General features: G+C 53.9%; 17 protein-coding genes and 3 pseudogenes. 17 read left to right on the top strand and 3 right to left on the bottom strand.

Annotated elements, in window-relative coordinates; genetic code table 11:
* From ACQ86N_RS31830 to ACQ86N_RS31755, 16 genes and pseudogenes are all read left to right on the top strand, one after another.
* Complete coding sequence (locus ACQ86N_RS31830) at positions 1-1110, top strand: pectinesterase family protein (RefSeq protein ID WP_431210551.1); 1110 nt, start codon at positions 1-3, stop codon at positions 1108-1110.
* Positions 1083-1586: a pectinesterase family protein gene (locus tag ACQ86N_RS31825; protein ID WP_431210550.1), complete on the top strand. Its 504-nt coding sequence runs from the start codon at positions 1083-1085 to the stop codon at positions 1584-1586. The genes ACQ86N_RS31830 and ACQ86N_RS31825 overlap by 28 nt, the downstream gene beginning before the upstream one ends.
* Before the next feature lie 201 nt (positions 1587-1787).
* Entirely contained in the window at positions 1788-2087 is a 300-nt protein-coding gene (locus ACQ86N_RS31820) for a hypothetical protein (RefSeq protein WP_431210549.1), read from the top strand.
* The gene (locus tag ACQ86N_RS31815) at positions 2044-2505 is read left to right on the top strand and encodes a glycosyl hydrolase family 28 protein (protein ID WP_431210548.1); all 462 of its coding nucleotides are present in this window, start codon (positions 2044-2046) and stop codon (positions 2503-2505) included. Before ACQ86N_RS31820 ends, ACQ86N_RS31815 begins: the two co-directional genes overlap by 44 nt.
* Before the next feature lie 237 nt (positions 2506-2742).
* A complete protein-coding gene (locus tag ACQ86N_RS31810) occupies positions 2743-3015 on the top strand; it encodes a hypothetical protein (protein ID WP_431210547.1) in 273 nt (90 codons plus the stop codon).
* 34 nt (positions 3016-3049) lie between these two features.
* Entirely contained in the window at positions 3050-3262 is a 213-nt protein-coding gene (locus tag ACQ86N_RS31805; RefSeq protein ID WP_431210546.1) for a hypothetical protein, read from the top strand.
* A 4-nt stretch (positions 3263-3266) separates the two neighbouring features.
* Positions 3267-3539 (top strand): Gfo/Idh/MocA family protein, encoded by a 273-nt coding sequence (locus ACQ86N_RS31800; RefSeq protein ID WP_431210545.1) that lies wholly within the window; start codon positions 3267-3269, stop codon positions 3537-3539.
* A 292-nt stretch (positions 3540-3831) separates the two neighbouring features.
* Positions 3832-4236, top strand: coding sequence for a hypothetical protein (locus tag ACQ86N_RS31795; RefSeq protein WP_431210544.1), 405 nt, complete (start codon positions 3832-3834; stop codon positions 4234-4236).
* Between the two features lie 167 nt (positions 4237-4403).
* Entirely contained in the window at positions 4404-4961 is a 558-nt protein-coding gene (locus ACQ86N_RS31790) for a glycoside hydrolase family 88 protein (protein ID WP_431210543.1), read from the top strand.
* An 89-nt stretch (positions 4962-5050) separates the two neighbouring features.
* A complete protein-coding gene (locus ACQ86N_RS31785; protein WP_431210542.1) occupies positions 5051-5386 on the top strand; it encodes a glycoside hydrolase family 88 protein in 336 nt (111 codons plus the stop codon).
* Positions 5387-5422: 36 nt separating this feature from the next.
* Complete coding sequence (locus ACQ86N_RS31780; RefSeq protein WP_431210541.1) at positions 5423-5935, top strand: hypothetical protein; 513 nt, start codon at positions 5423-5425, stop codon at positions 5933-5935.
* 410 nt (positions 5936-6345) lie between these two features.
* The gene (locus ACQ86N_RS31775; RefSeq protein WP_431210540.1) at positions 6346-6579 is read left to right on the top strand and encodes a glucuronate isomerase; all 234 of its coding nucleotides are present in this window, start codon (positions 6346-6348) and stop codon (positions 6577-6579) included.
* On the top strand, positions 6512-6694 hold the full coding sequence (locus tag ACQ86N_RS31770) for a glucuronate isomerase (protein WP_431210539.1): 183 nt from the start codon (positions 6512-6514) through the stop codon (positions 6692-6694). Before ACQ86N_RS31775 ends, ACQ86N_RS31770 begins: the two co-directional genes overlap by 68 nt.
* Positions 6627-7255 (top strand): annotated as a pseudogene (locus tag ACQ86N_RS31765) (glucuronate isomerase). Before ACQ86N_RS31770 ends, ACQ86N_RS31765 begins: the two are co-directional and overlap by 68 nt.
* Positions 7179-7778 carry a glucuronate isomerase gene (locus tag ACQ86N_RS31760; protein ID WP_431210538.1) on the top strand — a complete coding sequence of 200 codons (600 nt, stop codon included), beginning with the start codon at positions 7179-7181 and terminating at the stop codon, positions 7776-7778. The pseudogene ACQ86N_RS31765 and the gene ACQ86N_RS31760 overlap by 77 nt, the downstream one beginning before the upstream one ends.
* Before the next feature lie 723 nt (positions 7779-8501).
* A complete protein-coding gene (locus ACQ86N_RS31755; protein ID WP_431210537.1) occupies positions 8502-8891 on the top strand; it encodes a hypothetical protein in 390 nt (129 codons plus the stop codon).
* A gap of 59 nt (positions 8892-8950) precedes the next feature.
* On the opposite strand, the gene ACQ86N_RS31750 is transcribed toward ACQ86N_RS31755, so the two are convergent.
* Positions 8951-10042: a TonB-dependent receptor domain-containing protein gene (locus ACQ86N_RS31750; RefSeq protein WP_431210536.1), complete on the bottom strand. Its 1092-nt coding sequence runs from the start codon at positions 10040-10042 to the stop codon at positions 8951-8953.
* Positions 10043-10653: 611 nt separating this feature from the next.
* Positions 10654-11067 (bottom strand): annotated as a pseudogene (locus ACQ86N_RS31745) (TonB-dependent receptor plug domain-containing protein); the annotation flags it as partial.
* Between the two features lie 83 nt (positions 11068-11150).
* Between ACQ86N_RS31745 and ACQ86N_RS31740 the strand changes: the two are divergent.
* A pseudogene (locus tag ACQ86N_RS31740) lies at positions 11151-11731 on the top strand (iron dependent repressor, metal binding and dimerization domain protein); the annotation flags it as partial.
* Here the strand turns inward: ACQ86N_RS31740 and ACQ86N_RS31735 are convergent.
* The gene (locus tag ACQ86N_RS31735) at positions 11648-12733 is read right to left on the bottom strand and encodes a mechanosensitive ion channel family protein (protein ID WP_431217681.1); all 1086 of its coding nucleotides are present in this window, start codon (positions 12731-12733) and stop codon (positions 11648-11650) included. The pseudogene ACQ86N_RS31740 and the gene ACQ86N_RS31735 sit on opposite strands and share 84 nt — an antisense overlap.
* Between the last annotated feature and the right edge of the window lie 411 nt (positions 12734-13144).

Genomic DNA, 13144 nt, shown 5'->3' with positions numbered 1-13144 from the left:
ATGGCATATATTACTGTCTGGCTGGTCGGGGATTCGACCATGGCGGACAAAGAGATCAAGGCGTACCCCGAGACCGGCTGGGGTATGCCTTTCGCTTATTTTTTCGATTCCACGGTAAAGGTGGTGAACACTGCGAAAAATGGGCGGAGTACGAAATCTTTTATTCATGAAGGAAGATGGGATGCGGTAGAGAAGGGGATGAAGGGGGGTGATTATGTGCTGATACAGTTCGGTCACAACGACGAGGTGCCGACGAAGGCGACGTATACACCGCCGGCGGAATATGAGGCGAATCTGATCCGGATGGTGGAGGCGGCCCGTTCCAGGAAGGTGGTGCCGGTGCTGATCACGCCGGTGGCGCGTCGTAAGTTCGATGCTGTGGGGGTGATCCAGGAGACGCATGCGGAGTATGCGGCGATCGTTCGTAGGGTGGCCAGTGAGCATGGGGTGGCGCTGATCGATCTGGATAAGGAGAGTCTGGAGTTGCTGCAGAGGCTGGGGACGGAAGGGTCGAAGGCGCTGTTCAATTATCTGGAGCCAGGAGAGCATCCGAATTATCCTGACGGAAGGCAGGATGATACGCATTTTAGTGAACTGGGGGCGAGGAAGATGGCGGAGATCGTGCTGAGGGATTTGAAAAAATTGAAGCTGGGGCTGGAAGAGCATATAGGGGTGAATAATAAGGAAGGAAAAAGAATGACGGTTGCTAAGGATGGGAGCGGGGATTTCAGGACGGTGCAGGCGGCATTTGACGCGGTGCCGATGAATAACCAGCGGCCGGTGACGGTGTATGTCCGAGATGGCGTATACCGGGAGAAGCTGCATCTGGATTCGACTAAGCGGTGGGTGACCCTGGAGGGGGAGTCGAGGTTTGGGACGATACTGACTTATGACGAGCATACGGGGATGGTGAATCCGCAGGGGGATAGTGTGAATACGCGTAATGCATATAGCTGCCGGATCAGCGCCGACGATTTTTGTGCCAGGAATATTACGTTCCGGAATGATGCGGGTTTTAGTGCGGGGCAGGCGGTTGGGGTGGAGGCGCGGGGGACAGGCTTGTTTTCGAGGGTTGTCGGATCGTGGGGAATCAGGATATCCTTTTTCTGAATAGTTCGCGTAGTCGCCAGTTGTATAAGGATTGTTATATCGAGGGGACGACGGATTTTATTTTTGGGTCGGCTACGGCCTGGTTTACCGGCTGCCATATACACAGCAGGAAAAATTCTTATGTCACGGCGGCTTCCACGCCGATGGATCATGCGTATGGTTTCGTTTTCTATGATTGCACGCTGACGGCGGATTCGGGACTGGACCGGGTTTATCTGGGGCGTCCGTGGAGGCCGTATGCGGATGTGGTGTATATGAACTGTTATCTCGGGGCGCATATTGTACGGGAGGGATGGTCGGGGTGGAACAAGACCGATAACTGGAAGACGGCGCGGTATGCGGAATATGGGGATTATGGTCCGGGTGGGGGAGTTGCGGGAAGGGTATCGTGGTCTAAGCAGTTGTCGGATGCAGAGGCGGGTGGTATTACGCCGCGGGTAGTTTTTGGGGATTGGGATGTCGCGGCTTATCTTTAGGCGTATAAATGTAAAAATTACAGTTAATGAAAAAGGTCCGTATTGCGTTTGGATTTATGTTGGCCCTTACGGGTTCCGGGGTTTTTGCGCAGGAGTATTCGTGGAGTCATTTGCCTGTGGTGGACCGTCCGGTATTCAGAAAGGATACGTTCTCTATCGTAACGTACGGCGCTGTGGCGGATGGTATTACGCTGAATACAAGTGGCGATCAACGGGGCTATCGCGGATTGCAACAAGAAGGGCGGGGGAGTGGTGCTGGTACCGCAGGGGTTGTGGCTGACGGGGCCGGTGGTGCTGAAGTCGAATGTGAATCTGCATATCGACCGGGCTGCGATCATACAATTTACGGATGACAAGAATCAGTATCCGATAGTTGCGGGCAACTGGGAGGGGCATCCTGCTGCGCGTTGTCAGTCGCCGATATCGGCGACTGATGCGGAGAATATTGCTATTACCGGTGGTGGTATCGTGGATGGGAATGGGGATGCTGGCGCTGGATAGCGAAGGACCGGCTTACGGAGGGAGAGTGGAAGCAGAGGGTTGCTTCGGGGGTGTGGTAACGGAGGATGGCAGGACTCGGTTTCCATCCGAGAAGTCGATGAAGGGGTACCGGACGAAGGAAGCGGGGGTGTTGAAGCCGGGCATGACGCCGGATCAGTTCGGGGAGATCCGGGACTTTCTGCGGCCTAATCTGCTGGTGCTGACCAATTGTAAGAAGGTATTGCTGGAGGGGACGAGTTTTCAGAATTCGCCGGCCTGGTGTCTGCATGTATTGTTGTGCGAGCATCTGACGCTGCATGACGTGCATGTCCGCAATCCCTGGAATGCGGCCAATGGGGACGGTATCGACGTGGAGTCCTGCCGGAATGTGCTGCTGGATGGAAATACCTTTGACGCGGGGACGACGGCATCTGTGTGAAGTCGGGACGGGATGAGGACGGGCGGAAGCGGGGGAGGCCGACAGAGAATATGATCGTTCGGAATAATATCGTCTACCGGGCTCATGGAGGGTTTGTGGTGGGAAGTGAGATGTCCGGGGGGCGAGGAATATTTTTGTATACAACTGTAGTTTTATCGGGACGGATATCGGGTTGCGATTCAAGACCGTGAGGGGCCGGGGAGGTATTGTGGAAAAATCTATATCAGGGACATTGTGATGAGGGATATCGTCCACCAGGCGGTGTTTCTGGACATGTATTATTTTGCTAAACCGCCGTCGATAGCGGATGTTTATTCGGGGGCGGCGAAGGTGGATGTTCCGGCGGTGACGGAGGCGACCCCTCAATTCCGGGATATTCATATCAGCAATATTGTCTGTAATGGGGCTGAAGAGGGTATATTTGTGCGTGGACTGCCGGAGATGAATATCAGGGATATCTACTTATCGGATATGGTACTAAAAGCGGATAAGGGGGGCTTCGATCGCTGAGGCGGAGGGGATCTCGCTGAAGAATATCCGGCTGGTGACGAAGGAAAAGGATCCGGTCGTGTATATCGAGAACAGCAGCAAGCTGCGTTTTGAGGGTTTGAAATTCGACAAGGGGGCGGGGCTGTTGTTCAGTATCAACGGGAAGAAGTGTTCCGATATACGGGTAACGGGTACTGATGCTTCGAAAGCGGTCCATGATGCGGCCTTCAACTATGGGGCCGATCGTAGCGTCATGGAACTAAAATAAGTATATGATACCTGTCAAGACAGCTGTATGTTCGTTTGGTATGTCGGGCCGTACCTTTCAGGCGCCCCTTTTACATGTTTTACCGGAGTTCGAGTTCTATTCGGTGTGGGAGAGGAGCAAGAACCTTGCTTCTGAGCTCTATCCGTCGGTGCGTGTGTGCCGGTCGCTGGAGGAGCTGCTGGCTGATCCGGCGGTGGAGCTGGTCATCGTCAATACCCCCAACTATACCCATTATGAGTATGCGAAGCAGGCACTGGAGGCCGGCAAGCATGTGTGATTGTGGAGAAGCCATTCACGGTGACGTCGGCGGAGGCTGACGAGCTGATCGCGCTGGCCGCCATGAAGGGGCTGGAAGCTGTCTTCTTATCAGAGTCGGCGTTTTGACAGTGATTTCAAGACGGTCCGACGGGTCGTGGAGTCGGGGGTGCTGGGGAAGATCGTGGAAGCGGAGATCCACTATGACCGGTTTAGCTCCGGCACTGAGTCCTGAAGCGTACATAAGGAGACGCCGGGTCCGGGGCGAGGCTTGTTGTACGATCTGGGGTCGCATCTGATCGACCAGGTGCTGCATGCTGTGGGGTGAGCCACAATTTGTGTTTGCCGATCTTTTTATCATCAGGGATCATTCTCTGGTGGATGACTATATGGAGGTGTTGCTGTTTTATCCGGGGATGCGGGTGCGGGTGAAGTCGAGTTATCTCGGTGCGGTGAGGCTTTGCCTGGCTTATAGCGTCTATGGTCATAATGGGACGTTTTTTAAGAGCAGGGCGGATGTGCAGGAGAAGAATCTGCTGGCGGGGAAAATGCCGGAGGGTGCGGACTGGGGAATCGAGCCGGAGGGTGAGCGGGGTTTACTGCATACGGAGATCGACGGGAAGGTGGTGAGGGAGTTGGTGCCGACGGAGAGGGGGGATGCGAGGGAATATTTCAGGGGGTTGCCGAGGCGATTCGGAATGGTTCGCCTTTGCCGGTGACCGCCGAGCAGGGGGCGCTGGTAATACGGGGTGATTGAAAAGGCCTATGAAAGTTTGAAAGAGAAGAAGATCGTGCCTTTTCGATAACGTTTGCGTAAATAAAGACTCCGGTGCAGGGGGAGTTTCCGGAAATTGTGGTTTAGAATTGCCAAAATATACCCTGTTATATGAAGAAAGTTATCTTTTTTATTTTTAGGAGTTGTTGGTGGTTGTGTAGCGACAGTTCACGGCCAGACGGGCGGGCGGTGGCGGCTACGCCGGGTGAGCGGCTGGCGGCCAGGGCGGTGCAGCTGTGGCCGGAGACGGGTGATTCCTCGAAGGCGAGGTGGACCTATGACGAAGGGGTTATGTGGAAGGGGATGGAGGGGCTGTGGCTGAATACAGGGAATGCCTACTGGTTCAAATACGTGCAACATCAGATGGATCGTCTTGTTAATAAAGAGGGCGAGATCCGAACCTATAAGCTGGAGGATTATAACCTCGACAATGTGCTTTGCGGCAGGGTGTTGCTGATGTTGTATAAGGTGACGGGTCAGGAAAAATATTATAAGGCTGCTGGTCATTTGAGGGACCAGCTGCGGACGCAGCCGCGGACCTTGGAAGGGAGTTACTGGCACAAGAAGAAGTATGTGGAGCAAGTGTGGCTGGACGGGTTGTATATGGCGCAGCCTTTTTTGCGGAGTATGCCGCGCTGTTCCATGAAGATTCGGTGTTTGCGGATATAACGCGTCAGTTCGTGGCGATCGAAAAAGCACACGCGGGAAGCCAGGACGGGTCTGTTGTATCATGGCTGGGATGAGTCGAAGAGTGAGTAATGTGGGCGGATAAAGCGACGGGGCATTCGCCTAATTTCTGGGCGCGTGCGATGGGTTGGTATGGGATGGCGCTGGTTGATGCGCTTGAACAGTATCCGGCGGGGGACCCGGGGAGGAAGGAGCTGGTGGGGATTCTGGGCCGGTATGCGGCGGCGGTCATAAAGGTTCAGGACCAGGCCAGTGGCTGCTGGTGGGATATTTTGGACAAGCCGGGGGCGCAGGGGAACTATTTGGAGGCTTCTGCGAGCTCGATGTTTGTCTATACGCTGGCGAAGGGGGTCAGGCTGGGGTATTTGCCGGAGTCTTTTCTGGGGGGCGGCGAAGAAGGGGTATGAAGGGATCGTGAGGAAGTTTCTGACGACGGGGTCGGGATGGGCTCTACGAATCTGGAGGGGACGGTGAGTGTTAGCGGGCTTGGCGGGGATCCGTACCGGGATGGGAGTTATGCATATTATATCAAAGAAAAGGTGATACAGAATGATCCGAAGGGTGTAGGGGCCTTTTTGCTGGCTGCGGGAGAGATGGATGTTTTGGGGGCGCGCGGCTTAGGGAAGGGGAAGACGGTGATGCTGGACTATTATTTCAACGGTGAGCATCATAAAGACGTTACGGGGACTTCGGTACGGTTCCACTATATCTGGGATGAGATGGATAACAATGGCTATTCGTTGTGGGGGCATCTGTTCCGGCAGTACGGGATGAAGACGGATTCGCTAGCGGTGGCGCCGACGGCGGAGGGGCTGAAGAAGGCGTCCATTTATATCGTCGTGGATCCGGACAACGAGCGGGAGTCGCCGGCGCCTAATTTCATCCAGGAGAAGCGATATCGACGCGATAGAGGCCTGGGTGAAGGCTGGCGGGGTGCTGGTGCTGATGGGGAATGATTCGGCCAATATGGAGCTTTACGCATTTCAACAGGCTGGCGGGACGGTTTGGGGATCAAATTTAATTTTGATGATTATCATAAAGTAACGGGTAACCAGTATGAAATGGGGGCCTTTACCATGACAGTACAGGATGCAAATATTCCCTACAACTCACAAATTTTACATCAAAGGAGCTGAGTACCCTTCGGCTGAGCGGCCCGGCGAAGGCGCATTATTCCGATGGGGGGAATGTGATCATTGCGACCGCGGAAGGTTGGAAAGGGGACGGTATTTGCCGTGGGTGATCCCCGGTTCTACAATGAATACACCGATGGAAGGAAGCTTCCGGCGGATTTTGAGAATTTTAATGCCGCGAGGGATGCGACCCAGTGGATGATTAAGCAGACAAACACCAAATAATGCAGGTTATGAAGAACTTTCTTGACGAAAATTTTCTCCTCAATTCGAAGGCGGCGCAGCAGTTGTATCATGAATATGCGAAGGAGATGCCGGTGATCGATTACCATTGTCATTTGCCGCCGCAGCAGATCGCGGCGGACCATCGGTTCGAAAATCTGACGCAGGCCTGGTTGTATGGGGATCACTACAGGCTGGAGGGCGATGCGGACGAATGGGGTAGACGAGAAATATTGCACCGGTGACGGGTCGGACTATGAGAAGTTCCAGAAATGGGCGGAGACGGTTCCCTATACCTTGCGAAATCCGCTGTATCACTGGACGCACCTGGAGTTGCAGCGTTATTTCGGACGTAAATGAGATACTGAGCGGCCGGACTGCGAGGAGTATCTATGAGGCTTGTTCGGCGAAGCTTCAGACGCCGGAGTATTCGGTGCGGAATCTGCTGAGGAAGATGAATGTTCGTACGTGTGTACGACCGATGATCCGGTCGATACGCTGGAGTATCATGCACAGTTGAAGCAGGATGGGTTTGAGATACCGATATTGCCGGCTTTCAGGCCTGACAATGCGATGAATGTGGATAGTCCGGAGAAATTCAATGCGTATATCAAGAGGCTGGAGGGGGCGACGAATGTTGCAATATCCAGTTTTAACGACTATTTGTTTGTGCTGGAGAACAGGCATGATTTCTTTGCTTCGATGGGTTGTACGGTTTCGGACCATGGGTTGGAGGAGATCTATGTGGAGGAGTTTACGGATGGGAAGCTGGAGGCGATCTTCAACAAGGTGCGTGCGGGGAGGGAATTGAATGAGCTGGAGCGCAGGAAGTTCAGGTTCTGCGATGCTGGTGCATTTTGCGGAGTGGGACTGGGAGAAGGGCTGGGTGCAGCAGTTTCATCTTGGGGCGCTGCGGAATAATAACAGCCGGATGATGCAGAAACTGGGGCCGGATACAGGTTGGGATTCGATCGGTGATTTTTCGCAGGGGCGGTCTTTGGCGAAGTTCCTGGACCGGCTGGATCGGGAGGACAAGCTGGCGAAGACGATCTTGTACAATCTGAATCCTTCCGATAATGAGTTGATGGCGACGATGGTTGGGAATTTCAATGATGGCAGCGTGGCGGGCAAGGTGCAGTTGGGATCGGGGTGGTGGTTTCTGGATCAGAAGGATGGGATGGTGAGGCAGATGAATGCGTTGTCGAATATGGGGATGCTGAGTCGTTTTGTGGGGATGTTAACGGATTCGCGGAGCTTCTTGTCGTTTCCAGTGCATGAGTATTTCCGGAGGATCCTGTGTAATCTTTTTGGGGAGGATATTACGAATGGGGAGATGCCGAATGATATGGAGTGGGTTGGGAAGGTAGTGAGGGATATTTGTTATTATAATGCGCGGCAGTATTTTAATTTTCAGCCGGCCGGGGCGGCGGTTTATAGTGAATAGAGCTGGGGGGCTGGGTGTTGTGGGGGTGGCGGGTGGTTCACGCGGGGGCGTTGGGATGGTTCAGGCGGGGGTGTTGGGATGGTTCACGCGGGAGGAGGGACCGGGGATAAAAAGAAAACCCGGTATGAACATACCGGGTAGTGAGTCGACTCGAATTTAGACCTTATCCTGCTGCTAAATTAAATAAGTTCTAAATATAACTCTTATAGAATATAGAGAATTGATTGATTTTTATATGTTTTCTTTATAGATTTTAAAAATTGTAACTAAAGAGTAGGTTTTTTTTTAATTTGTAATTGATAAAACGCTTTAGCGAAAAGTTTCTAGCGCCCTTTAGGTGACCCCGTCCATTCAAGAAGGCATTTTGTCCATTGTTTGCGACTTCGCGGGGTATTTCCACGGGGCATTTTTATTGCGGTGAGGTTGGGGGTGGGTAATTTGGGGAGGATTTGAGGGTGGTTGACTGGGGCGACGCAGGTTGTGGCAGGGGAATTGGAGTTTGGGTGTTGAAGGGGGGATTTGGTGGTTGAAGGGGAAGGACAGAAAAGCGATAAAAAGTACAATTTATTAACGCGGGGGAGCGGGCTCGAGGAAGCAAAATTGGTTTAAATTACAGCTATTAAAATTTAACCTTATGGCAAAGAAAAATAAGAATTCGATCGATCTGCCTGATGTCAGTGATATTCCTGGTCAGGAGCATATCAGGGCGCCCCGGTTGGGGAATTGGCGGACAACACCGCGTCTTCCGCGGATGAAGAGGGAGATGATATTTTGAATCAGGGCGACGAGGATGATGATCTGGTGATGGGAAATGATGGGGACGTAACGGCCGATGAGCGGTCGACTCTTGCGCATATCGACAGCAGGCGGGCGGATAGTGAGGATGAGGTATTGCGCGAGGGGAGGCTGGATGAATTTGATGATGATGGGGATCCGCTGAATGAGGATGACAACGACCTTACGGGTGATGATCTGGATGTGCCGGGTGCGGAGGATGACGACTCTGACGAAGAGATCGGGGAAGAGGATGAAGAGAATAATGACTATAGCCTCAGTGATGAAGATGATCACGAGGAGAGGGAGGATTTTGGTACGGGGAGGGATTCGGACTAAGTCCCGCCTGGAATGGGGTACCCGGGGGCCCGTGATGAAAGGGGTTATCGGGAGCTCTGTTAGAAGGGGACGGTGATACGGGTATTGAGGGATCTGCCCATGTTGTAGATGCCCAGGTGTCCGTTGGGACTTTGGGTATAGTATTCAAAATATTTCAGCCTGCTGAGGTTGCTTTGATAGGCAGCGTTCAGCAGGTTTTCTATTTGTACGAGCCACCGGATGGTGAGGGTTTTTGAGAGCCGGATATTTGTGTTCATGCCGGCGTGGATGAGGGTATAGGATAGGGTTGGTGTTTCCGTATTGTAGAGGGCCGGGTAGCGGTGCTGGGGTGCGTTGTATTCCCAGCCGGTGTTGATCGTAGCGTGTGGAGACAGCATCCATTCGAAGTTGCCCGTCCAGCGAAGGGGCGGGATGAAGGGGAGGTATTCGCCGCGGATGCCGGTGTGGGTGAATTTTTCCGCATCGTTGACGCCATAGACGATGGCGAGGGTGCTCGTGAAGCTGAGGTGTTTCAGGCTTTCGGGATGGACGGAGGTATAGGCTTCGACGCCGTAGAGGTGAGCAGCAGATTGCTGGTACTGGAAGGTCTTATTACCCTGGGCGTCGACGACGGGGTTGCCGGCGGGGTCGGCCGGCTGGGCGAGGTAGATATAGTGCCGGATATGGTTGTTGAAGAGGCTCAGGGAGAGGTCCCAGTCGCGGGTTTTGTCGTCGATGCCGAGGTCCTGCTGCCAGCTGAGCTCGGGGACGAAGTCGCGATTGCCGAGATAGATGATATGTGCGCCGGGGTCGAGTCCGTTGGAGGCTATCTCGGTGATGTTGGGGCTGCGGTATCCGCTGGCCGTGCTGGCCCTGACCGTGAGTGAGGAGCTGGCCTGCCAGGTTAGGCCGAGGCTGGAGGAGGCGCCGGTGTAGGTATTTTCGAGGAATTTGAACTGGTGATTGTCCGGGATGGAGAGGTGACGGACGTCGTAGCGGATGCCGCCGCTGGCGGTAAAAGAGTGGTATTTGTATTTACCATAGAGATAGGCGCCGCCGTCGGCGAGGTGGTAGTCGGGGATGGGGAAGTCGGTGCCGTCGAGGTTCCTGTTGGCCTGGTACATGCCGTTGATGCCGGTGGTGATATCGAAATTATGCCATTGGGGGACCATATATTTAAAGCCGTAGTTGACGGTATTGAGCCTAACGTACAGGCCTGCCTGCCGGGGATCGGCGGGGTGGTTGTATTCCCGGCGGATATTTTGCTGGAGGCCGAGCAGGGTTTCTGTGCGGCCTTTTTTATTGTCGTATACAGCCTGTAGTGCTGGATGTGCTGGTGGAGTGGGCTGATGGCGTAGCTGCCGAGGTCTGAGTTGGGGACGATGGGGCGCCGGTCCACCGTATCCTGGCCGGACTCATAGACCTGTTTCGTAAAACGGCGGGTCAGGGAGTCGCGGCTTCCGTCGGGGATTCCCTGAAGGTTATCGTAGAGGGTGGCGTGGAGGCCGATGGAGCCGTCGGTCAGCTGGCGGCCGGCTTCGAGGGTGGCGTTGGTTTCGCGGAAGCCGGTGTTGTAGACCGGGCCGTCGATGGGATTGGAGTAGTTGCGCGCGATACGGTAGGACGCTTTGGCGGCCCACCACCATTTGCTGTCGCTGTAGTAAAAGCGAAGGCCGGTGCCGATGAGGCCATTGTTGCTCTGGTATTCCTCGAGCCAGCGGCCGTGCAGGTGTCCGTCTTTATCGGATGGCACGAAGGGGAAGAGGCTGACTACGCCGGCGAGGGCGTCCGAACCATAGAGGAGGCTGGCCGGGCCCTTGATGATCTCGGCTCTTTCTATGCCATATGCGTCGACTTCGATGCCATGTTCGTCGCCCCATTGCTGGCCCTCCTGACGGATGCCGTCGTAGAGGGTGAGGACCCTGTTGTAGCCGAGTCCGCGGATAAAGGGTTTGGAGATGTTGGGACCGGTTTTTACGGCGTTGAGTCCGGGGACGTGACGGACGAGGGCGTCGATGATATTGGGTTCGATGGTGGCGGCGAGTTTTTTTGTCGGGACGGTGGTGACGGCGATAGGGGTTTCGCGGAGGAGGACGGCGCCGCGGACGCCGGTGACAGTGATACTTGTGAGAGAGTCTATTTTGGGGACGGTGTCTTGTGCCTGAATAGCGCAGGATAGATATAGTAAGAGCCACATGGTGGTTAAGTTTTGGGTGTAAAATAATTAAAGTTAGACTAACCTAACAATATTTGTTTGCCATTTTTTATTAATTTTAGTTCATGTTATCTCAGACCGAAGAGAATTATCTCAAGAATTTATTTAACCTGGGTGGAGGGGAAAGAGAGGTCGGGACGAACGAACTGGCGGCCTATTTGGGGGTTAAGCCGGCGTCGGTGAATGATATGTTGAAGAAGCTGAAGGAGAAGAAGCTGGTCGACTATGAGAAATATGGGAAGATCTCGCTGACTGCGGAGGGGAGGAAGAAGGCGATCGAGGTAGTGCGGAAGCATCGGCTGTGGGAGACTTTTTTGTATTCTACCTTTGATTTTACCTGGATGAGGTGCACGAGGTGGCGGAGCAGCTGGAGCATATCCAGAGCGCCAAGCTGGTGGATAAGCTGGACGAGTTTCTGAACTATCCGGCGTATGACCCGCACGGGGATGTGATCCCCAATGGAAGGGGAGAGTTGCCTGCAGTACACAAAAAGACGCTGCTGGAAGAGCAGGTTGGACACCATTGTACGATGGTGGCGGTGAAGGATAATTCCGCGCCTTTTCTACAGTATGTTTCGAAACTGGGATTGGGGATCAATAATAAATTGAAAGTGATCTCGCGGCAGGAGTACGATGGACAAATGGAGATACGGGTGAATAAGAAGGTGGTTAGCGTCAGTCCGCGGTTTGCGCAAAATATCGTTGTGGTGTGTGATGATTGTAAGTGAGATTATTTGGTAAGCCTCGGGTTCGCCGACGCGTTCGCCTTTTTCCGAGGGGTGGGATGCGTCTTCTTTTTTGGGCGGGCGGAGGATGGGGCGGTCTTCTTTTTCGATGAGGGCACGGGTGACGGGGAAGCAGTGGGGATACTGCTGCTGGAGGAATTTGAGGAGTCCCTCGCGGACGTCGCAGCGGAGGTCAAAGGCGTTGCCCGGTAGCTGCTGGCGCTCATCAGGGCGCGGACTTCGATAGTACGTTCGGAGGTATTGGTGACCTGCATGACCTTGACGCGTTTGTCCCAGAGCGGGTTGCTGTCGAGCAGGCGGGTGAAACTCTTCGCGGAGCGGGTCGATTGGCGTGGTATAGTCGAGGTAGAGGAAGACGGTTCCGAGGATGTCCGCGGTGTTTCGGGTCCAGTTCTGAAACGGTTTTTCCACAAAATAATTGATCGGCAGGATGAGCCGGCGCTGGTCCCAGATGTTGAGGACCACATAGGTGAGGGTTATCTCTTCCACGCGACCCCATTCTCCTTCCACTACGAGGACGTCGTCGATGCGCAGGGGCTGTGTAAACGCCAACTGAAAGCCGGCCAGAAGGTTACCCAGCGATTTCTGGGCGGCGAAGCCGATAATAATACCGCCCACGCCCACGCCGGTGAGCAGGCCGGTGCCTATTTTCCTGAGATTGTTGAAACTTAACAAAATGGCACAGACGGTGAGGATGACGATCAGGCCGATGGCGATGCGACGGATGAACTGCAGCTGTGTCCTGATTTTCCTTTCTTTAAGATTGTCGGCTTTCTGGATGTCGAAGTGATGGTAGATATAGTCTTCGAAGACCTTGATGACGCCTATCAGTACGTTGGCGAAGGAGATGGCGAGGAGGATCTCGGTGATCTTGTTGATGACGGGGTAGATCGAGGCCTTCATCCGCATGGCAGGGAGGAGGAAGTTGAATGTCAGCAGGGGCAGAAAGTAGCTGAAGGGTTTGCCCAGGCGGGAGAGGATGGAGCGGGTAACAGACCAGGCAGGGACTTCTTTGGGTTTTTTTCTGATCAGGAGTGCGAGCATGAATTTTACGATCAGGCCGATGACGACGGCTACCACCGCGAGGATGATATCCCATAGAAGGTTGGGGAGGTGGTCGAATTGGTCAAGAAATTGGTCGGGCATAGCCTTGCTGCTTAGTGTTCCCGTAAGTTACAAGCTTTAAGCCAGAAATTGGCGGGAGGAGGGATGGGGGCTGGCACGGGTTTTTCGGTGGATAAGGCAGAGGTTGTTAAAATTAAGAATTTGTGCGATAGAGGTTTAGGTTAATGGATGCCATCCCGGTTCCCCGGG

The sequence above is a fragment of the Puia sp. P3 genome (assembly GCF_050632245.1).
Taxonomy (GTDB): Bacteria; Bacteroidota; Bacteroidia; order Chitinophagales; family Chitinophagaceae; genus Puia.
This window is presented reverse-complemented; position numbering and strand designations above follow the sequence as displayed.

Coding starts and splice junctions, on each gene's coding strand:
- ACQ86N_RS31830 (WP_431210551.1), top strand. CDS start 1: ATGGCATATATTACTGTCTGGCTGGTCGGGGATTCGACCATGGCGGAC.
- ACQ86N_RS31810 (WP_431210547.1), top strand. CDS start 2,743: ATGAGGGATATCGTCCACCAGGCGGTGTTTCTGGACATGTATTATTTT.
- ACQ86N_RS31800 (WP_431210545.1), top strand. CDS start 3,267: ATGATACCTGTCAAGACAGCTGTATGTTCGTTTGGTATGTCGGGCCGT.
- ACQ86N_RS31795 (WP_431210544.1), top strand. CDS start 3,832: ATGCTGTGGGGTGAGCCACAATTTGTGTTTGCCGATCTTTTTATCATC.
- ACQ86N_RS31790 (WP_431210543.1), top strand. CDS start 4,404: ATGAAGAAAGTTATCTTTTTTATTTTTAGGAGTTGTTGGTGGTTGTGT.
- ACQ86N_RS31785 (WP_431210542.1), top strand. CDS start 5,051: ATGTGGGCGGATAAAGCGACGGGGCATTCGCCTAATTTCTGGGCGCGT.
- ACQ86N_RS31780 (WP_431210541.1), top strand. CDS start 5,423: ATGGGCTCTACGAATCTGGAGGGGACGGTGAGTGTTAGCGGGCTTGGC.
- ACQ86N_RS31775 (WP_431210540.1), top strand. CDS start 6,346: ATGAAGAACTTTCTTGACGAAAATTTTCTCCTCAATTCGAAGGCGGCG.
- ACQ86N_RS31770 (WP_431210539.1), top strand. CDS start 6,512: ATGGGGATCACTACAGGCTGGAGGGCGATGCGGACGAATGGGGTAGAC.
- ACQ86N_RS31760 (WP_431210538.1), top strand. CDS start 7,179: ATGCTGGTGCATTTTGCGGAGTGGGACTGGGAGAAGGGCTGGGTGCAG.
- ACQ86N_RS31750 (WP_431210536.1), bottom strand. CDS start 10,042: ATGGTCCCCCAATGGCATAATTTCGATATCACCACCGGCATCAACGGC.
- ACQ86N_RS31735 (WP_431217681.1), bottom strand. CDS start 12,733: ATGAAGGCCTCGATCTACCCCGTCATCAACAAGATCACCGAGATCCTC.